We start from the raw sequence: 19,766 nt of genomic DNA, 5'->3' as shown, positions 1-19,766 counted from the left end.
AGCACCGCAAATAGCAAATGACAGTCCTGCCTGGCTTGGCCACGGCGCCCGGTGAGGCCTTCAGGATGGCTTCCGGGGTTGTGGCTTTGCAACTATGGCGCTATCAGAGGCCGAATTGGATGCTTTTCAGGCCGGTTATCCGTAACAACCCCGTACGAGTGATAAAATGAATTCCGAATTGATCGCGAAGCTCAACGAGAGAACGGCCAAGATCGGCATCGTCGGCTTGGGCTATGTCGGCCTTCCCTTGATGCTTCGCTATTGCGAAGTCGGCTACAAGGTGATCGGCTTTGATATCGACCAGACCAAGGTCGACGCGCTTCGCGCAGGCCGTTCGTACATTGAGCATATTACGAGCGCCAGCATTCGCAATGCCACGGAGCTCGGCTTCGAACCGACGACCGACTTCTCGCGGGCGCGCGAGGTCGATGCGCTCATTCTCTGCGTGCCGACGCCGCTCAACAAGTACCGCGAGCCCGATCTCAGCTTCGTGCTGGACACGACGGAGTCGCTGGTGCCGTACCTGCATCAGGGCATGGTGCTGTCGCTCGAGAGCACGACCTATCCCGGCACGACCGAGGAGGAATTGAAACCGCGTATCGAGAAGCGCGGCTTCACCGTCGGCGAGGATGTGTTTCTAGTGTTTTCGCCGGAACGCGAAGATCCCGGCAACCAGAATTTCTCGACCCGGTCGATCCCGAAGGTGTGCGGCGGCTGCACGCCGGCGTGTCTCGAGGCGGGCATCGCGCTGTATCGCCAGGTCATCGACAAGGTCGTTCCGGTGAGCTCGACACAGGCCGCCGAGCTGACCAAGCTGCTGGAGAACATCCATCGTTCGGTGAATATCGGTCTCGTCAACGAGATGAAGATGGTCGCCGACAAGATGGGGATCGACATTCACGAGGTGATCCGCGCAGCGGCCACCAAGCCGTTCGGATTTGTTCCGTACTATCCGGGTCCTGGCATCGGCGGGCACTGCATTCCGATCGACCCGTTCTATCTGACCTGGAAGGCGCGGGAATACGGCATGCATACGCGCTTTATCGAGCTCGCCGGCGAGATCAACTCCTCGATGCCGGACTACGTCGTGTCGAAGATCTCGCTCGCCCTCAATCAGCGGCACAAGTCGATCAGCGGCAGCTCGGTCCTGGTGCTCGGCATTGCCTACAAGAAGAATGTCGACGACGTTCGCGAGTCGCCTTCGGTGCTCTTGATGGAGAAGCTGCGCGACCTCGGTGCCAAGGTCGCCTACAGCGATCCGCACGTTCCCGCGTTCCCGAAGATGCGCGCGCATTCGTTCGACCTGTCGAGTGTCACGCTCACTGAGGACAATCTGCGCGGCTTCGATTGCGTCCTGCTTGCGACCGACCACGACAAGTTCGACTATCAGTTGCTCGGCAAGCATGCCCCGCTGCTGGTCGACTGCCGTGGCAAGTTTCCTCAGCCGGCCGACAACATCATTCGCGCGTAGACGATCTCGCAAGCGCTCCGGTGATCCCTTCCGCCTGGCCACCCCTGGCAACGGTGGCCGCTGGGGTTCGCAGCGCGCGTTAGCTGGTGCTTGTCGCCTGTGGGCTTTCGCTCACGGCGGCCTTCGGCGCCTGGTCGAAGGCTGACCGCGGGGTAATGTACCAGAGCAGGAACAGCAGCCCGGCGCCGTTCGTCAGCAATGCCGTCGAAAGCGGTACGTTGAGCAGCACCTGGGGTAGCAGTCCTGCGGATAGCAGCACAAATTGCGACGGCAAGCCGGCCGACAGGCGGTTGCCGAGAGCAATGATTAGCCCGCAGCCCAGCGCGGAGAGCGGCGCCAGCACGAGGCCGACCGAAGCGATCCCTTCGGTCGCGAACAGCGAAGCGTTGAAGGAGCCGAGATCATAGGACCTCGCCATGACGGCCCATATCGGCTCGCTGTAGGCGCATGGAATCACGAGCTTCAGCACGTTGATCTGGCAGAAGTGGGTCAGCGGGTGTGCTGAGAAGTAGTTGTTGTAGATTTCAAGGGCGAGCGATGGGATCGCAACCATCCTGGTGTTGACGGTGCCGAAATAGACCAGTCCGGGCGTGAGCGGAAACAGCTCGGCCTTGACGAGAACGAACAAGATGACGCCGATCAGGACAGGCAGGAAGAACGACAGGATCGTCGCGACCCTGGCCTCGACCACCAGCCTGCAGACGAGGGCGAGAAACAGCAGCCAGACCGGGGCAAACAGCGCCATCTTGGTCAGCATGATCGGGTAGAACAGCAGCATCAGGAGCAGTGCGATCCCTGCCTGCCAATTCCGCTTGCTGGTGACGAAGCAAGCGAAGGCAAGCGGCAGCAGGGCGTTCGAGACGATCCAGATGGCGTATTGCAGCAAGCCGGGCAGCGCCACCTCCGCGCGATACTTGTACATCTCGGAGAGATTGACCAGCTTGAGGTTGTAGAGCGAGCCGATACCGATGATCACGGCTGCGCCAACCAGGATGACGGAAGGCATCATGTAAAACGCGCGGGCCGGCATCACGACGGCCTGCCGCACTGGGCCGGTGATAAACAGCGCCGGGGCGAGGAATCCGAGGGCCGAGAGCACGATCGAGGCAAGCGCCAGGCGGTGATCGTAATCGAGCACCGAAAATTCGATGAGCCAGAGATATCCCAGCACCATCACGTAGAAGTAGAAGCCGACCAGATAGCCAAGGCTGAAACGTCCGAATGCGAACAGGATCACGACCGGGCTGAATGCGACGACGTTCAGGATTGCAGCCGCCAGGTGCGACTTGTCGAAACCGATGACACCCGGGAAGGAATTGGTGATCGTGATGCAGTACAGCGAAGCCGCGCAAACCACGATGTGCGCATAGGCGAGCAGGGCAAGTCTCGCCTGGCGCCAACCGAGACCGGGCTCCAGCTGCATAACGCGATCGTTCATTCTCATTTACCGCCGTGTCGGACTGTGCGTTTGGACCGTCTCGTGGTGGTTAACGTATTCGGCAGACTAAGCCCACGCGATTGCCAACCGATGTCGCCTTTTCGACCCAGGGACATGGCACGGCGCTGAGAGGACGACAAGAATGATGCCAAAATGGCATTCTATTGTTCCTGCCCAATAGCACAAGTTTCGCGTGGAGCGGCGGCGCGTCGAGCGTGGTCACCGAGCGAGGCTCAATTTCAGTGGTGTGGTCTCTCTGCCCGGATGCGATGGTTTCGGATGGTCCTGCTGCGGGTCCGGCGGCCGATTGGGGATCTGAACCCGAAGCTCCGCGGTCGTCATGACATAGCGAGGTGCGCGTCCCGGGCACGGGCGACCCCAATCCGTCAATCCTCGCCCGATCGCATGGCCTTGCGTTATCCCGAGTTTTCTGGGTAATGGAACGCTATCGTGCGGCTCGCAAGGCCGCTTGTTCCCTCGGCTGTTCGGCTGGCTGCAATGGTCGGCCGCGAGACAAGACAGGGCCTGTTGCATGATCAGATTTGGCCTGCTCGGGTGCGGGCGTATCGCCAAGCGTCATTCCGATCTCCTGGGTGGCAATCACATCGAGGGAGCAAGCCTGGTCGCGGTCTGCGATCCGATCCGCACGCGGGCGGATGCGATTGCCGGGAAGTTTGGCGTTCCGGCCCATTACGACATGGACGAATTCCTGGCGCGCAAGGATATCGACGCGGTTGCGGTGCTGACGCCGAGTGGGCTGCATCCCGCCCATGTGATTGCCTGCGCGAAGGCCGGCAAGCACATCGTGGTCGAGAAGCCGATGGCGCTGCGGTTGCAGGACGCCGACGACATGATCCGGGCCTGCGACCAGGCCGGCGTGAAGATGTTCATCGTCAAGCAGAACCGCTTCAACGTGCCGGTGGTCAAGGCGCGCGAGGCGCTCGACGCCGGTCGCTTCGGCAAGCTCATCCTGGGCACGGTCCGGGTACGCTGGTGCCGTGACCAGGCCTATTACGACCAGGACGATTGGCGCGGCACCTGGGCCTATGACGGCGGCGTGCTGACCAATCAGGCGAGCCACCATGTCGATATGCTGGAGTGGTTCTTCGGCGACGTGGTGAGCGTGCACGCGCGGGCGACGACGGCGCTGGCCAGGATCGAAACCGAGGACACCGCCGTCGCGACGCTCAAGTTCCGCAACGGCGCGCTCGGGATCATCGAGGCGACCACCGCGGCACGCCCGACCGATCTCGAGGGCTCGCTGTCGATCCTCGGCGAAAAGGGCACCGTCGAGATCTCCGGTTTCGCCGTCAACCAGATCCGGCACTGGCGCTTTGTCGACGAGCTGCCGTCGGACAAGGACGTCGTGGAGAAGTTTTCGGTCAACCCGCCCAACGTGTACGGCTTCGGCCACCAGGCTTACTATCATCACGTGGTCGACTGCCTGGAGAACCAGCGCGCCGCGCTGGTCGACGGACTCGAGGGCCGCAAGAGCCTGGAGCTGATCTCGGCGCTCTACGAGTCGATCGAGACCGGCGAGGAGGTCGCGCTGCGCTTCACGCCGCGGTTGAGCCGGCTGGGTGTCGTTTCGTGAATCGACCGGACGTGCATCAGGCCAGCGTTCGCGATGTCGCGTTCGGCGAGCGCGTCAAGATCGTCGAGCCCTGCAATCTCTACGGCTGTACGCTCGGCGACGACTGCTTCGTCGGGCCCTTCACCGAAATCCAGAAGGGCGTGGTGGTCGGGGCGCGCACCCGCGTACAGTCGCACGCGTTCATCTGCGAGCTTGTCACGATCGGCGAGGACTGTTTCGTCGGGCACGGCGTGATGTTCGTCAACGACACCTTCTCCACCGGCGGTCCGGCGCGCGGGCGCAAGGAGCTGTGGCGCGAGACAGTGATCGGCAACCGGGTGTCGATCGGCTCCAACGCGACGATCATGCCCGTCAGGATCGTCGACGACGTCGTCATCGGCGCTGGATCCGTGGTGACCAAGGACATCACGACACCAGGTACGTATGCCGGCAATCCGGCGCGCCGGCTGCTGGCGAGCCAATAGGGCAATAGGGGAATGTCGATGGCTGTGCCGTATGCCGACCTGCAACTGCAGTACCAGTCCATCAAAGGCGAGATCGATGCGGCAATCGCCGGCGTGATCCGCGACAACGCCTTCATCCGCGGCAGCTACGTCGACGCCTTCGAGCGCGAATTCGCCGCGGCCGCCGAGGTCGCGCACTGCGTCTCCTGCGCCAACGGCACCGATGCGCTTTACCTCGCGATGCGGGCGCTGAAAGTGAAGCCGGGTGACGAGGTGATCACCACGGCGCATTCCTGGATCTCGACCGCGGCGATGATCACGCATTCCGGCGCCACGGTCGTGTTCTGCGATACCGACGACGCGACGTTCACGATCGATCCGGCGGCGATCGAGGCCGCGATCACGCCGCGCACGGTCGGCATCATCCCGGTGCATCTTTACGGCCAGCCTGCCGACATGGATGCGATCATGGCGATCGCGCAGAAGCACAAGCTCTGGGTGATCGAGGATTGCGCCCAGGCTCATCTCGCGCGCTACAAGGGCCGCATGGTCGGCACGTTCGGCGAAGCCGCGACCTATTCGTTCTATCCCGGCAAGAATCTCGGCGCGATGGGCGACGCCGGCGCGGTCGTCACCAACGACAAGGCGCTCGCCGAGCAGATGGCCATGCTGGCGCGCCATGGCGGGCTGGTGAAGCACCAGCACCATATCGAGGGCATCAACAGCCGGCTCGACGGCATGCAGGCGGCGATCCTTTCAGCGAAGCTGCCGCATCTCGAAGCATGGACCGAGGCCCGTCAGGCTGCGGCCGAGGTCTATGATGCCGGCCTCAACCAGATCGAGGACGTCGTGGTCCCCGAGGTCGCGCCGGCGCGCAGCCATGTCTATCACCTCTACACGATCCGGCATCCGCGCCGCGACGCGCTCGCCGCGCATCTGAACGCCAATGGCGTGCAGACCGCGATCAACTACCCCACGGCGCTGCCGTTCCTGCCGGCCTACGCCCGGTTTGGTCACCGGCCGGAGCAGTTTCCCAACGCCCATCGCGATCAGGGCCGGATTCTCTCATTGCCGATGTTTGCCGAGATCACACGCGAGCAGCAGGACGAGGTGATCGACCTGGTCCGGAAATTCTGATCGCGATCGTGGCCTCGCGCCGTTGCGTGGGCTCAGCCTCGCTGCAGCAGGGGCTTTAGGAACAGCTCCAGATTGGGACCCGCGAACAGGTAGCCCTGCAGGCCCGCCGCGCGCGCGGCCTCCAGATCGGTCGGCTGGTCACCGACCAGAAAGCTTCGTTCGACATCGACGGGAAAACGTTCCAGCAGATCAGTGATCATGCCTGGCGAGGGTTTGCGGCGAGGGCTGACCTGCCGATACCGCTCCACCGTCCCTTCAGGATGAAACGGGCAGTATTCGAAGGCGTCGATATGGGCGCCGATCTTGCCGAGCTCGGCGGCCATCCAGTCGTGCAGCTGCTGCACGTGCGCCTCCTCATAGAGGCCCCGCGCAACGCCTGACTGATTGCTCACGACGAACGCAAAGTAGCCTATGTCGTTGACCGCCTTCACCGCCTCGCGCGCGCCGTCGGTCCAGATCAGCCTGTGGCTCTCGAACAGGAAGCCGATGTCCCGGTTCAGGACGCCGTCCCGATCGAAGAAAACCGCCGGCCTTCTCGGCTGATTTCCGGAAGCGCTGCTCATGAGGTGATAATCCCGTTGCGACGACGCATGAGCCAGCTCAATAGTTCACAATGCCGCGCGCGGCAAATGTGGGCTCGCGATATGGTCAGCGGGATACCCGGGCTCTCAAGGCTACCGTTCGTCCGCGATCACCTTGCCGTCGTTCGGCAGCGAGCCTGTGCCGACGAGCTCGACGGCGCCGCCGAGTTTTGTCACCGCGCGCAGCGTCGCCGCGACTTCGTCCAGCAAGGCATCGGCCGCTGAGGCACATTCCGCCCGCAGCGTCATCGCATCGGCCTCGCCGGCGCGCGTGACCACGAGGCGCAGCCGTCCGAGCTCGGGATGGCGCTTGCCGATTTCCGCGACCTGCTCAGGACGCACGAACATGCCCTTGACCTTGGTGGTCTGGTCGGCGCGGCCCATCCAGCCCTTGATGCGCATGTTGGTGCGACCGCACGGACTCACGCCGGGCAGGGCGGCGGTCAGGTCGCCGAGCGCGAGGCGAATCCAGGGATGATGCGGATCGAGCGAGGTCACCACGATCTCGCCGACCTCGCCCGGCGCAACGGGATCGCCGGTGCCGGGCCTGACGATCTCCAGGATCAGGTCCTCGTTGACTGTCATCCCGTCGCGCGCCGGGGTTTCGAATGCGATCAGGCCGAGATCGGCGGTTCCGAACGCCTGGTAGGCCTCGACGCCGCGCGACTTCATCTCCTCCTGCAACGATTTCGGAAATGCCGCGCCCGACACCAGCGCGCGCTTGATCGAAGATACGTCGCGGCCGGTGCTGGCTGCGGCGTCGAGCAGGATCTTCAGGAAGTCCGGGGTGCCGCTATAGCCGACCGGGCGATAGGCCTCGATCAGCTCGAATTGCTGCTCGGTATTGCCGGGGCCGGCCGGAATCACGGCACAGCCGAGCGCCCGCGCGGAGGCATCGAAGATGAAGCCGCCGGGGGTGAGGTGATAGCTGAAGGTGTTCAGCACCACGTCCCCCTCGCGGAAGCCCGCCGCGAACAGCGCCCGCGCCCCGCGCCAGGGGTCCGCCTGGCGGCCTTCGGGCTCGAAGATCGGTCCGGGCGAGGTGAACAGCCGGGCAAAGGAGCCGGGCTTGTCCGCCACGAAGCCGCCGAACGGTGGGGCGGCCTTGTGCAGGGCCGGGAGTTCCGATTTGCGCAGCACCGGCAGCTCCGCCAATGCCTCCCGGCTGGTGATGGACGTGGAATCAGTGCCCCGCAGCAAATTGGCGTAGGCAGGTGCCGCCATCGCCTTGCGCAGCACCTCCGGCAGCCGGGCGAACAGGGCGGTCTCGCGGGCGGCCGGATCGCGCGTTTCAAGGGCGTCGTAATGGTCGGTCATGGCGGGTCCTTGAGCGAGGATTTGCGCAGGTGGCGTGCCGGTCTGCCCGTGCTATCAGACGGTGAGCGCTGATATTGGGACGGTTCCAGGACGTACGATGGCTGAGGTAGAGAACGTGGCGGCGGACGGGGCCGCCGACGTCGTCGCGAGGTTGAAGCGCCGCATCATCGACCACGCCTTGCCGCTGTGGTCGACTGTGGGGTGGGACGGCACGGCCGGCGGTTTCGTGGACCGGCTGCATCAGGACGGCAGTCCCGATCGCGCTGCCCCGCGCCGGACCATGGTGCAGGCGCGCCAGATCTATTGCTACGCCAAGGCGGCGCAGATGGGCTGGTATCCGGAAGGGCGCGCGATCGCGCTGAAGGCGCTGGATTACGTGCTCGCCAAGGCCAAGGCGCCGGATGGCCGGCCGGGCTTCGTCTTCAGCCTGACGCCGGAAGGCGCCGTGCACGATCCGCTGCGCGACACTTACGGCCATGCCTTCGTGCTGCTCGCGCTGGCGACCGTCTATAGCCTCGACCAGGACGCCCAGGTTCGCGCCGAGATCGACGCGCTGCTCGCGTTCCTCGACACCGAGCTGCGTTCGCCGCATGGCGGTTTTCATGAGGGCCTGCCGCCGTCGATGCCGCGCCGGCAGAATCCGCAGATGCATCTGTTCGAGGCGATGATCGCCTGCTTCGACGCGACGCATGATCTGTCGTTCCAGAACCGCGCCGGCGATTTCTTCGCGCTGTTCCTGGCCAACCTCTACGACAAGCAGACGCGGACGCTCAGCGAATATTTCGAGGAGGACTGGTCGAGGATCCCGCCGGTCAGCGTCGAGCCCGGGCACCTCGCGGAATGGGTCTGGCTGCTGAAGGGTTTTGAGCGGATCACGGGCTGCCCAACGGGGCGTCCGCGCGGCGAGCTCTTGGCCTCTGCGTTGCGCTATCGCGACGCCACCGGCTGCCTGATCGACGAGGGCGACGCCGAGGGCAACATCCGCCGCCACACCAGGCGGCTGTGGCCGCAGAGCGAACTGGCGAAGGCCTGGATCGCGCAGGCCGAGTCGGGCGAAGCCGGTGCTGCGGACGAAGCGCGCGCGGCGCTGCTGCTGCTGGAGCGGCACTATCTCAGCCATCCCGTGGCGGGCGGCTGGTACGACCAGTTCGACCGCGACGGCAATTCGCTGATCGCCGCGATCCCGGCGTCGTCGTTCTACCATGTGCTCTGCGCGGTCACCGAAGCGGAGCAGGTGCTCAGCTAGGGCCGCCTTCCTGGTCTGACGCGCTTTCTGCACACGCAACTCCGCCGGAAAACGCTCGATATCCTCAGAGCCAGCGCTTGCGCCGCTTGAAGCTCTTCAAATTCTTGAAGCTCTTGCGCTGGTCGCCGGCGCCGCCGAGGTAGAATTCCTTGACGTCCTCGTTGTCGCGCAGCTCGTCGGCGGAGCCGTCGAGCACCACCTTGCCCTGTTCCATGATGTAGCCATGGCTCGCGACCGAGAGCGCGGCGCGCGCATTTTGCTCGACCAAGAGGATCGTGACGCCGAGATCGCGGTTGATCTCCTTGATGATCGCGAACACTTCCTTGACGAGCAGGGGTGACAGCCCCATCGACGGCTCGTCCATCAGGATCATCTTCGGGCGCGCCATCAGCGCGCGGCCGATCGCGAGCATCTGCTGCTCGCCGCCGGAGAGATAGCCGGCAAGGCCGGTGCGCTCCTTCAGGCGCGGGAAATATTTGTACACCATGTCGATGTCGGCCGAGACCTCGCCGTCGCGACGGGTGAAGGCGCCGAGCCGCAAATTCTCCAGCGAGGTCATGTCGGCGACGATGCGGCGGCCCTCCATCACCTGGAAGATGCCGCGGCGGACGATTTTGTCCGGATCGATGCCGTTGATGCGCTGGCCCTCGAACAGGATCTCGCCGCGGGTGACCTCACCGTCCTCGGTCTTTAGCAGGCCAGAGATCGCCTTCAGCGTGGTTGACTTGCCGGCGCCATTGGCACCGAGCAGCGCCACGATCGCGCCCTTCGGCACCTCGAGGCTGAGACCGCGCAGCACCAGGATGACGTCGTCATAGACGACCTCGATATTATTGATGCTGAGTAGCGGCGGCGGCGGGACCGCCGTCGGCCCCGTGCGGGTGGCTTCGAGGGTTTCGTTCATGGCTCTGGTTCACCCCTCGATGTCATTGCCGGGCTTGGCCCGGCAACCCATCGATCGGAAGACGTTTTGTCGTGATGGATGCGCGGGTCGAGCCCGCGCATGACGATTTGTGCGTGCGGTCGGATTGCGACCTCACCAGCCGAACCATTCCGGCTTGCGCGGCAGTTCGACGGTCTTCACCTTCTCGAGCTTGATCGTGCCCTTGGCCATCAGGTCGTTGATGTCGCCATCGGTCGCGCCGGAAACTTTGGCGCGATAGAGGTCGACCTTGGTCGTCGGGCGATGATCCTTCTCGGTCCAGTTGGAGGGATTGCAGACGCCGTCCATCCCGGCCGGCACCCAGTCCTTCTTCTGGTAGAAGCCCTTGGCGACGTTCTCGCCGGTAGCGCCGCCGTTCTTGGCGGCCCAATCCAGCGCTTCCTTCATGTAGAGCGCGCTGCACACCGCGGCGATGTAGTGCACCGGGCGATAGACCTTGCCCGACGGATCGGACATCTTCGAGATTTCCATCACCGTCTTCATGCCCGGCGCGTTGCCGCCCCAGCCGACCGCCGTGCGCAGCGGGAAGATCACGCCGTCGGCGGCATCGCCCGCGGTCTTGGCGGCGTTCTCATCCATGCCCCAGACGTTGCTGAGGAACTGGACGTCGACGCCGGCGGTCTTGCAGGCCTTCATGACCGAGATGTTGGAGGCCGCGGTATTGCCGAGATAGGCGTAGTTGGCGCCTGAGCTCTTCAGGCTGAGGCACTGCGCCGAGTAGTCGCCGGGCGACAGCGCGAACACCAGCGGCGGCAGCACTTCGAAGCCGAGCTCGGTCGCGAGCGCTTCGCCGGCAGCCTTTGGCGCGTTCGGATAGGGGTGGTTGGCACCCATGTGGACGAATTTGGGCTTGCCCGGCTTGCCCTTGGCCTTCCAGTCCTCGGCCGCCCAGGTCAGCTCGGCGCGCAGCGCGTCCGAGTAGCTCGGGCCGTAGAAGAAGTTGTAGGGCGCCGGCTTGGCCTTGCCGCTGGTGCCTTCGGGATCGGTCAGCGCGGCGGCATAGGAGCCCGACAGATCGGGGATCTTGTCCTGCGCGAGGAAGCCGGTCAGCGCCTCGGTGTCAGCCGTGCCCCAGCCCATGATCGCTGCGACCTTGCCATCCGGCGCCGACCACTTCTTGTACAGCGCGATCGCGCGCGGCACCTGGTAGCCGTAGTCGTTGCTGTCGACATTGAGCTGCTTGCCGCCGACGCCGCCGTTCTTGTTGACCCAGGCGAACGTGTCGGCGACGCCCTGGCCGTAGGGCGTACCGACGTCGGAGGTGCCGCCCGAGAGGTCCTGCAGATGGCCGATGGCGATCTGCGCCTGCGCGGTGCTGGCGGCGCTGCCGATCAGCAGCGCAAGGGAGACCGAGCTCAAAAGGGATCTAATCGTCATTCTTGTTTCCTCCTGCTTATTCGTTGAACCGAATTTGAATTTGCTCGATGCGTCAGTGCGAGAACGGGTAAAGCTTCCAGTAGGCCTTGATCTGCCGCCAGCGGTGCGCGAGGCCATCAGGCTCGAACATCAAAAAGCCGATGATGATCAGGCCGATCGCGATCTCGCGCAGGAAGGTGATGTTGTTGTTGAGCTGCAGCGCCTTGTCGACGGCGCCGCCCTTCAGCCAGGCGCTCAGCCATTCCATCGATTCCGGCAGCAGCACCACGAAGGCCGTGCCCATCAGGGTGCCCATCACCGAGCCGGTGCCGCCGATGATGACCATCGCGAGGAACAGCACCGAGCGTTCGATGCCGAAGCCTTCCTGGGAGACCACCAGCTGATAATGCGCGTAGAGCGCGCCGGCGATGCCGGCGAAGAAGGCGGCCAGCCCGAACGACAACGTCCGGTATTTGGTCAGGTTGATGCCCATGATCTCGGCGGAGAGATAGTGATCGCGGATCGCGACCAGCGCACGGCCGTCGCGGGTGCGCATCAAATTTGTAACCAGCAGATAGCTGATCACCATGTAGGCGAGCACGACGTAGAAATACTGCCGGTCGCCACGCAGCGTATAGCCGAAGATCGAGAACGGATTGGCGCTGGCCGGCACCGAGCCGCCCGAGAACCATTCGGCGCGCGAGAAGAAGTCGAGCAGGATGTACTGCGCGGCGAGCGTGGCGATGACGAGATAGAGCCCCTTCAGCCGCGCCGCCGGCACGCCGAAGATCAGGCCGACCAGCGCCGTGACCACGCCGGCCAGCGGAATCGCGAAGAATACCGGAATCGGCAGGTTGTTCGAGATGTAGGCCGAGGTGAAGGCGCCGAACAGGAAGAACGCGGCGTGGCCGATCGAGATCTGGCCGGTGAAGCCGACCAGGACGTTGAGGCCAAGGGCCGCGATCGCGAAGATGCCGATCTGGATCGCGATCGAGAGCAGGTAGTTGGACAGCAGCATCGGCGCAAAGCAGGCGAGAGCGATGCCGGCGATCGCGAAGTTGCGGCTGGTCGCGGTCGGGAAGATCGTGGTGTCGGCCGCGTAGCTGGTGCGGAAATCGCCTGACGGGATGAGTGTGCTTGTCGCCATTGATCAGACCCGCTCGATGTCCTTGGTGCCGAACAGCCCGTACGGCTTGATCATCAGGATGATGATCAGGACGTAGAACGGCGCGATCTCGTACAGATTGCCCCAGTGCAGATACTCGCTGTCGACATACTGGGCGACGTTTTCCAGGAGCCCGATGATGATGCCGCCGAGCACGGCGCCGCCGACCGAGTCGAGCCCGCCGAGGATCGCGGCCGGAAACACCTTGATGCCATAGGCGGAGAGACCGGACGACACGCCGTTGACGACCGCAACCACGACGCCGGCGACCGCCGAGACGGTGGCCGAGATCGCCCAGGCCATCGCGAACACGCTCTTCACGGAGATGCCGAGCGACTGCGCGACCTGCTGGTTGAAGGCGGTGGCGCGCATCGCAAGGCCGTATTTGGAGGCGCGGAAGAACCAGGCCATGCCGACCATCATGGCGAGCGAGACCACGAGGCTCATCACATAGACGGTCTGGATCTGCAGCCCGAACAGGCTGATCGACTGGCTCTGGAATATCTGCGGGAACGGCTGCGGGTTGACGCCGAAGATCCACTTCAGGGCGGCCTGGAACACGGTCGACAGGCCGATCGTCACCATGATCACGGAGATGATCGGCTCGCCGATCATCGGACGCAGGATCACGACCTGGATCGCGATGCCGAAGATGAACATGAACACCAGCGTGATCGGCATGCCGATCCAGAACGGCAATTGATACTTGGTCAGCAGTGCCCAGCACACCCAGGCGCCGACCAGCAGCAATTCGCCCTGCGCGAAATTCACGACCTGGGTCGCCTTGTAGATCAGCACGAACGACATCGCGACCACGCCATAGAGCGTGCCGACCACGAGGCCGTTGACGATCAGCTGGATCAGGAACTGCGTGTTCATGGGGTGTGGTCGCTCCGAACGGCGCCAGCACCCTCTCCCCCTGTGGGAGAGGGTGGCTTCGCAAAGCGAAGCCGGGTGAGGGGTTGTCTCCGCATTGCGATCGTGGAGAGAGGACCCCTCACCCAAGCGGGTCTTTGTCGACTGGCGGTGTTGCCCTCTCCCACAAGGGGAGAGGGCGCATTCATTGGCACCGCGCTCCGTTCTCGCAGCCCGCTCATTCCGCGGCCTCCGCGATCGCGGCGCGGCCGAGATCGACGACTTGCAACGTGGTGCGCACCCGCTGCGTCGTGCCGTCCTGGAAGCGGATCACGGTGTCGACCGGGATGCTGGCCTTGCCGCGGTAGATCGCCTCGATGATATCGGCATATTTCTCGTTGATCACGCCGCGACGGACCTTCCGGGTCCGGGTCAGTTCGCCGTCGTCGGCATCGAGCTCCTTGTACAGCAGCAGGAACCGCGAGATGCGCTGCGCGGGCGGCAAGGTGGCGTTGACGGTCTCGACCTCCTTCCTCAACAGCGCATAGACCTCGGGCCGCGACGAGAGGTCGGTATAGGTCGTGAACGAGAGGCGGTTCTTCTCCGCCCATTTCGAGATGATCGAGTAGCGGATGCAGATCATCGCCGCGAGCGTGTCGCGGCCGGCGCCGAGCACGACCGCCTCGGCGACATAGGGCGAGAATTTCAGCTTGTTCTCGATGTATTGCGGCGAGAAGCGTTCGCCGCGCGAGGTCTCGGCGAGGTCCTTGATGCGGTCGATCACCACGAGCTGCCGGTTGTCGTTGTAGTAGCCGGCGTCGCCTGAATGCATCCAGCCGTCCTTGATGTCGGCGACCGAGGCTTCGGGGTTTTTGTAGTAACCGTGGAACATGTTCGGGTGCCGCACCAAGATCTCGCCGACGCCGTTGACGTCGGCGTTGTCGATGCGGATCTCGATGTTGTCGGCCATCGGCACGCCTGTCGTGTCGGGATCGACCTTGCCTTCCGGATGCAGCGTGTAGGCGCCGAGCAGCTCGGTCTGGCCGTACAGCGTGCGCAGCGGCACGCCCATCGCCTGGAAGAACTTGAATGTATCCGGCCCGAGCGCCGCGCCGCCGGTCGCCGCCGATCGCAGCCGGGTAAAGCCGAGGCGGTCGCGCAGCGCGCGGAACAGGATCTGGTCGGCGAAGACAGAGTGCTTGCCCTCGGCGAGCGCTGCAAGGCCCGTCCTCATGCCTAGATCGTAGAGCCGCTGCTTGAACGGCGAGGCGTCCATGACGCCGGCGCGGACGTCGGCCGCGATCGATTCCCAGACCCGCGGTGCGAACAGCACGAAGGTCGGCGCGATCTCGCGGAAATCGTGCATCATGGTGTCCGGCTCTTCGACGAAGTTGATCTTCATCCGGGAGAGCAGCGCTTTGCCCAGCGCGTAGATCTGTTCCATGATCCAGGGCAGCGGCAGCACCGAGACGTACTCGTCGTCCGGTCCCTTCGGATCAAAGGCGAGATAGGTCGCGCAATGCCGCAGCACCCGCCCGGCCGACAGCATCGCGAGCTTCGGGTTGGCCGTCGTGCCCGAGGTCGTGCAGAGGATCGCGATGTCTTCGCCCTTGGTTTGGTCGACCAGCCGCTCATACAAGGTGGGCTCGCGCGCGGCGCGGTCGCGCCCCAACGCAACGAGCTTGCTCACCTCCATCAGGCGCGGATCGTCGTATTTGCGCATGCCGCGCGGATCGGAATAGACGATATGCTTGAGATTGGGCACCCGATCGGCAAGGCCAAGCAGCTTGTCGACCTGCTCCTCGTCCTCGGCGAAGACCAGCTTGGCCTCGCCATAGGTCAGGAGATAGGCGGCTTCCTCATCCAGCACGTCGCGGTAGAGGCCGAGGCTCATCGCGCCGATCGCGTGGGCCGCGATCTCGGCGGCGACCCAGTCCGGCCGGTTGTCGCCGATGATGCCGATGACGTCGCCGCGTCCAAGGCCGAGCTCGACCATGCCGATCGCGAAATCATGGGTGCGCCTCTGGTAGTCGTCCCAGGTGAATTCGCGCCACAGCCCGAGATCTTTCTCGCGCAGCGCAATCTCGCCGCCGTGCTCTCTGGCGTTCAGGCGCAGCATCTTGGGGAATGTGTCCGCCTGCGCGGCGCGACCGGCATAGTCCATCATGCCGCGCTCTCCCGCACCGCCGGCTTGTCGTCGGGATCGACCAGCACCTCGTCCTCTTCGCCGAGATAGGCGCGCTTGACGTGGGGATCGGCGAGCACCGTTGCCGGGTCGCCCTCGGCGATCTTGCGGCCGAAGTCGAGCACCATGACGCGGTGGGAGATGTCCATCACGACACCCATGTCGTGCTCGATCATCATCACCGTCATGCCGAACTCTTCGTTGAGATCGACGATGTAGCGCGCCATGTCCTCCTTCTCTTCGAAGTTCATGCCGGCCATCGGCTCGTCGAGCAGGATCAGCTGCGGCTCGAGCGCCATCGCACGGGCGAGCTCGACGCGCTTGCGCAGGCCATAGGGCAGGGTGCCGGCGGTTGCCTTGCGCACCGATTGCAGATCGAGGAAGTCGATGATCTCCTCGACCTTGCGCCGGTGCTCCAGCTCCTCGCGGCGCGCACCGGTGAGCCAGTACAGCGACCCCGTGATGAAGTTGTTCTTCAGCAGGTGATGGCGGCCGACCATGATGTTGTCGAGCACGCTCATATGGTGGAACAGCGCGAGGTTCTGGAAAGTCCGGCCGATGCCGAGGCGGGGCCGCGCGTTCGGGGTGAGGCCGGTGATGTCCTGGCCGCGATAGAACAGCTGGCCTTCGGTCGGCCGGTAGCGGCCGGAGATGCAGTTGACGATCGAGGTCTTGCCGGCGCCGTTCGGGCCGATGATCGAGAACAGCTCTCCCTCGTTGACGCTGAAGCTCACATCGGTCAGCGCGCGGACGCCGCCAAAGCGCAATGAGACTCCGCGCACCTCGAGACTGTTGGCCACCCTGTTCCCTCCAGATACGGGCGCTTTGGCGCGCTCTTTATCTTTCGTTTCGAGCTCGGTTCGATCTTACATGGGCCGCCGACGGAAACCACCCGACTAATGATGCCGGCGTCCGGGAGCATCGCTCGCCCCGATCGCCTGCGTCATGCGCGGTAACGCCGCACCCGCCTGCAAGCCCGCTCGCGCGTCGTCCGCCTTCAGCGATCCATCAAGGCGCTGCGCGCGGCGTTACGCGAGGTGGCTCTGAATACGAGAAAGCGATAGGTTGAATTGTCATGTGCCCGACATTTGGTCAGGAATTTTCGCTGGCATTCCAGGCCTCGGGTGACCTGGCTTTGCGCACGGCGTTGCTGCGGTGCAATATCTTGGATGGGATGCCGTCGCTAGAATGATTGCTGCTGATTACCTGAAGCGCATCGCGGCCTGGTCGCGCGAATTGAGCGAGCAAGAAATCGAAATCGCGCGCGCCGGCATTTCCGAGAAGTCCTACCGCGCTAACGAATTCATCTTCATGCGCGGCGACAATTTTCAGTACTGGACCGGCATCGTGACCGGGCTGGCGCGGATGGGCATCGTCTCGCGCGGCGGCAAGGCCGCGAGCTTTGCGGGCCTCACCGCCGGAGCCTGGTTCGGCGAGGGGACCGTGCTCAAGAACGAACTGCGACGCTACGACGTCGTCGCGCTGCGCGACACGCGCCTCGCGATGATGGACCGTCGGACCTTCGTCTGGCTGTTCGAGAACAGCGTCGGCTTCAACCGCTTCCTGGTGGGGTCGCTCAACGAACGGCTCGGCCAGTTCATCGCATTGCTCGAATATGGCCGGACGCTGGACGCGACGGCGCGGCTGGCGCGCTCGATCGCCTCGCTGTTCAACCCGATCCTCTATCCCGACCTCACCTTGCATCTGGAGATCACCCAGGAGGAGATCGGGGCGCTGTCCGGCATCTCCCGGCAGAATGCCAACCAGTGCCTGAAGCGGCTCGAGCGCGAGGGGCTGCTGCGGCTCGAATATGGCGGGGTGACCATCATCAACCTCGACCGGCTGCGCCACTACGGCGAATGAGCGGGCCCCAGACCGCATCGAACCGGGTTTTCAAGGCTTTAAGGCCCTGATTCCAAACGATTATGCCATTAGACTTGGAGGTGGCCGGATGCTACAGACCGGCCTCGTCGGGATCGCGCGGTCTCGCGCTCTCTGGAGATGATATGACGGCTCAGGACTCAAAGCGGCGCGTTGCGCTGATCACCGGCGTCACCGGGCAGGACGGCGCGTATCTCGCCGAATATCTGCTCGGGCTCGGCTACACCGTGCACGGGATCAAGCGCCGCTCGTCCTCGTTCAACACCGCGCGCGTCGATCATCTCTATCAGGACCCGCATGCCGGCAACGTGCCGTTCCTGATGCACTACGGCGACATGACCGATTCGACCAATCTGATCCGGCTGATGCAGCAGATCCGGCCGACCGAGATCTACAACCTCGCCGCCCAGAGCCACGTCCAGGTCAGTTTCGAAAGCCCGGAATACACCGCCAACGCCGACGCCATCGGCGTGCTGCGCCTGCTGGAGGCGATCCGCATCCTCGGCATGGAAAAGGAGACCCGGTTCTACCAGGCCTCGACCTCGGAGCTGTACGGGCTGGTGCAGGAGGTGCCGCAGAAGGAGACGACGCCGTTCTATCCGCGCTCGCCCTATGGCGTCGCCAAGCTCTACGGCTACTGGATCACGGTGAACTACCGCGAGGCCTACGGCATGTTCGCCAGCAACGGCATCCTGTTCAACCATGAGAGCCCGATCCGCGGCGAGACCTTCGTGACGCGCAAGATCACCCGCGCCGTCGCCCGCATCGAAGTCGGCCTCGAGAACAAGCTCTATCTCGGCAATCTCGATGCCAAGCGCGACTGGGGTCACGCCCGCGACTATGTCGAGGGCATGCACAAGATCCTGCAGGCGGATGAGCCCGGCGACTTCGTGCTCGCGACCGGCGAGACGCGCTCGGTGCGCGAGTTCGTCGAACTGGCGTTTGCCGAGGTCGGCCGCAGCATCGAATGGCGCGGCAAGGGCGTCGAGGAGATCGGCGTCGACAAGGCGTCCGGCACCACGCTGGTGCAGATCGACCCGGCCTATTTCCGCCCGACCGAGGTCGATCTTCTGATCGGCGACGCCAGCAAGGCGCGCGCCCAGCTCGGCTGGGCGCCGAAGACACCGTTCGCGCAGCTGGTGAAGGAAATGGTCGCCAGCGATCTCGTCGAGGCGAGGCAGGATGCGGCCCATGGCAAGCACGGCGTTTGAACTGAAGGGCAAGACGGTTTTCGTCGCCGGCCATCGCGGCATGGTCGGCTCGGCGCTGGTGCGCCGGCTGGCGCGCGAACAGGTCGATCTCCTGACCGTGTCGCGCGGCGAGGTCGATCTGCGCGACCAAGGGGCGGTCAACGCCTGGTTTGCCGCGAAGCGGCCGCAGGCGGTGTTCCTTGCCGCCGCCAAGGTCGGCGGCATCGTCGCCAACAACACGCTGCGGGCGGAATTCCTCTACGACAATCTGGCGATCTCGACCAATGTGATCCAGGCGGCGCATGCCAATGGCTGCGAGAAGCTGATGTTCTTCGGCTCGTCCTGCATCTATCCGCGCCTCGCGCCGCAGCCGCTGCGCGAGGACTCGATGCTGACCGGCCCGCTGGAGCCGACCAACGAGCCTTATGCCATCGCCAAGATCGCCGGCATCAAGATGACCGAGGCCTATCGAAGCCAATATGGCGCCGATTTCATCAGCGTGATGCCGACCAACCTCTACGGTCCCGGCGACAATTATCATCCCGAATACAGCCACGTCGTCGCGGCGCTGATCCGCCGCTTCCATGAGGCCGAGGTCGCAGGCGCCGCCGATGTCGTGGTGTGGGGCACGGGCACGCCGCGCCGTGAATTCCTCTATGTCGACGATCTCGCCGACGCCTGCATTTATTTGATGAAGACCTACTCCTCGTCGGAGCTGGTCAATATCGGCACCGGCGAGGACATCACGATCGCCGAATTCGCCCGCATCGTTGCCGCCGCCGTCGGCTACCGCGGTGAGATCAGCTTCGACACCTCACGTCCCGACGGCACGCCGCGCAAGCTGCTCGACGTCAACAGGCTCGCCAAGCTCGGCTGGCGCGCCACCACCTCGCTCGAGGATGGCATCAAGCTCGCGTACCAGGCCTATCTGAACGAGGCGAAGCAGGCGGCGCTGTAGCGCCGA

The 19,766-nt window shown here is 64.2% G+C and carries 17 protein-coding genes; 8 read left to right on the top strand and 9 right to left on the bottom strand.

Annotation, left to right across the window (positions count from 1 at the left end):
- The first annotated feature begins 166 nt into the window (after nucleotides 1–166).
- On the top strand, nucleotides 167–1,471 hold the full coding sequence (locus ALC15_RS28830) for a nucleotide sugar dehydrogenase (RefSeq protein WP_050630211.1): 1,305 nt from the start codon (nucleotides 167–169) through the stop codon (nucleotides 1,469–1,471).
- 79 nt (nucleotides 1,472–1,550) lie between these two features.
- Here ALC15_RS28830 and ALC15_RS28825 read toward each other — a convergent pair whose 3' ends face one another.
- Nucleotides 1,551–2,909 carry a hypothetical protein gene (locus ALC15_RS28825; RefSeq protein WP_128089617.1) on the bottom strand — a complete coding sequence of 453 codons (1,359 nt, stop codon included), beginning with the start codon at nucleotides 2,907–2,909 and terminating at the stop codon, nucleotides 1,551–1,553.
- Nucleotides 2,910–3,441: 532 nt separating this feature from the next.
- Between ALC15_RS28825 and ALC15_RS28820 the strand changes: the two genes are divergently transcribed.
- The 3 genes from ALC15_RS28820 to ALC15_RS28810 are packed head-to-tail and all read left to right on the top strand — an operon-like array spanning nucleotide 3,442 to nucleotide 6,083.
- Entirely contained in the window at nucleotides 3,442–4,503 is a 1,062-nt protein-coding gene (locus tag ALC15_RS28820; protein ID WP_050630209.1) for a Gfo/Idh/MocA family protein, read from the top strand.
- Nucleotides 4,500–4,967: an acyltransferase gene (locus ALC15_RS28815; protein WP_050630208.1), complete on the top strand. Its 468-nt coding sequence runs from the start codon at nucleotides 4,500–4,502 to the stop codon at nucleotides 4,965–4,967. The genes ALC15_RS28820 and ALC15_RS28815 overlap by 4 nt, the downstream gene beginning before the upstream one ends.
- A gap of 18 nt (nucleotides 4,968–4,985) precedes the next feature.
- Nucleotides 4,986–6,083: a DegT/DnrJ/EryC1/StrS family aminotransferase gene (locus ALC15_RS28810; protein ID WP_050630207.1), complete on the top strand. Its 1,098-nt coding sequence runs from the start codon at nucleotides 4,986–4,988 to the stop codon at nucleotides 6,081–6,083.
- Between the two features lie 32 nt (nucleotides 6,084–6,115).
- On the opposite strand, the gene ALC15_RS28805 is transcribed toward ALC15_RS28810, so the two are convergent.
- Both ALC15_RS28805 and ALC15_RS28800 read right to left on the bottom strand, forming a co-directional pair.
- Entirely contained in the window at nucleotides 6,116–6,646 is a 531-nt protein-coding gene (locus ALC15_RS28805) for an HAD family hydrolase (RefSeq protein ID WP_050630206.1), read from the bottom strand.
- A 111-nt stretch (nucleotides 6,647–6,757) separates the two neighbouring features.
- Nucleotides 6,758–7,981, bottom strand: coding sequence for a phenylacetate--CoA ligase family protein (locus tag ALC15_RS28800; RefSeq protein ID WP_050630205.1), 1,224 nt, complete (start codon nucleotides 7,979–7,981; stop codon nucleotides 6,758–6,760).
- 97 nt (nucleotides 7,982–8,078) lie between these two features.
- Between ALC15_RS28800 and ALC15_RS28795 the strand changes: the two genes are divergently transcribed.
- On the top strand, nucleotides 8,079–9,227 hold the full coding sequence (locus tag ALC15_RS28795) for an AGE family epimerase/isomerase (protein WP_050630204.1): 1,149 nt from the start codon (nucleotides 8,079–8,081) through the stop codon (nucleotides 9,225–9,227).
- A gap of 64 nt (nucleotides 9,228–9,291) precedes the next feature.
- On the opposite strand, the gene ALC15_RS28790 is transcribed toward ALC15_RS28795, so the two are convergent.
- From ALC15_RS28790 to ALC15_RS28765, 6 genes are all read right to left on the bottom strand, one after another.
- The gene (locus ALC15_RS28790) at nucleotides 9,292–10,131 is read right to left on the bottom strand and encodes an ABC transporter ATP-binding protein (protein ID WP_050630203.1); all 840 of its coding nucleotides are present in this window, start codon (nucleotides 10,129–10,131) and stop codon (nucleotides 9,292–9,294) included.
- A 132-nt stretch (nucleotides 10,132–10,263) separates the two neighbouring features.
- Complete coding sequence (locus ALC15_RS28785) at nucleotides 10,264–11,547, bottom strand: ABC transporter substrate-binding protein (RefSeq protein ID WP_050630202.1); 1,284 nt, start codon at nucleotides 11,545–11,547, stop codon at nucleotides 10,264–10,266.
- 52 nt (nucleotides 11,548–11,599) lie between these two features.
- A complete protein-coding gene (locus ALC15_RS28780; protein WP_050630201.1) occupies nucleotides 11,600–12,673 on the bottom strand; it encodes a branched-chain amino acid ABC transporter permease in 1,074 nt (357 codons plus the stop codon).
- Nucleotides 12,674–12,676: 3 nt separating this feature from the next.
- Complete coding sequence (locus ALC15_RS28775) at nucleotides 12,677–13,570, bottom strand: branched-chain amino acid ABC transporter permease (RefSeq protein WP_024585024.1); 894 nt, start codon at nucleotides 13,568–13,570, stop codon at nucleotides 12,677–12,679.
- A 214-nt stretch (nucleotides 13,571–13,784) separates the two neighbouring features.
- Nucleotides 13,785–15,713 (bottom strand): long-chain fatty acid--CoA ligase, encoded by a 1,929-nt coding sequence (locus tag ALC15_RS28770; protein ID WP_050630200.1) that lies wholly within the window; start codon nucleotides 15,711–15,713, stop codon nucleotides 13,785–13,787.
- The gene (locus tag ALC15_RS28765) at nucleotides 15,710–16,531 is read right to left on the bottom strand and encodes an ABC transporter ATP-binding protein (protein ID WP_021080506.1); all 822 of its coding nucleotides are present in this window, start codon (nucleotides 16,529–16,531) and stop codon (nucleotides 15,710–15,712) included. Before ALC15_RS28765 ends, ALC15_RS28770 begins: the two co-directional genes overlap by 4 nt.
- A gap of 388 nt (nucleotides 16,532–16,919) precedes the next feature.
- Between ALC15_RS28765 and ALC15_RS28760 the strand changes: the two genes are divergently transcribed.
- The 3 genes from ALC15_RS28760 (at nucleotide 16,920) to fcl (ending at nucleotide 19,760) form a co-directional block, all read left to right on the top strand.
- Nucleotides 16,920–17,594 (top strand): Crp/Fnr family transcriptional regulator, encoded by a 675-nt coding sequence (locus ALC15_RS28760; RefSeq protein ID WP_024585027.1) that lies wholly within the window; start codon nucleotides 16,920–16,922, stop codon nucleotides 17,592–17,594.
- Between the two features lie 143 nt (nucleotides 17,595–17,737).
- The gene (gene gmd, locus ALC15_RS28755; protein WP_050630199.1) at nucleotides 17,738–18,823 is read left to right on the top strand and encodes a GDP-mannose 4,6-dehydratase; all 1,086 of its coding nucleotides are present in this window, start codon (nucleotides 17,738–17,740) and stop codon (nucleotides 18,821–18,823) included.
- Entirely contained in the window at nucleotides 18,804–19,760 is a 957-nt protein-coding gene (gene fcl, locus ALC15_RS28750; RefSeq protein WP_050630198.1) for a GDP-L-fucose synthase, read from the top strand. Before gmd ends, fcl begins: the two co-directional genes overlap by 20 nt.
- Nucleotides 19,761–19,766 lie beyond the last annotated feature (6 nt).

Source organism: Bradyrhizobium viridifuturi (assembly GCF_001238275.1).
In the GTDB taxonomy this organism is placed as follows: domain Bacteria; phylum Pseudomonadota; class Alphaproteobacteria; order Rhizobiales; family Xanthobacteraceae; genus Bradyrhizobium; species Bradyrhizobium viridifuturi.
The sequence above is the reverse complement of the archived record's forward strand: the minus strand, read 5'-3'. Positions and strand labels throughout refer to the sequence as shown.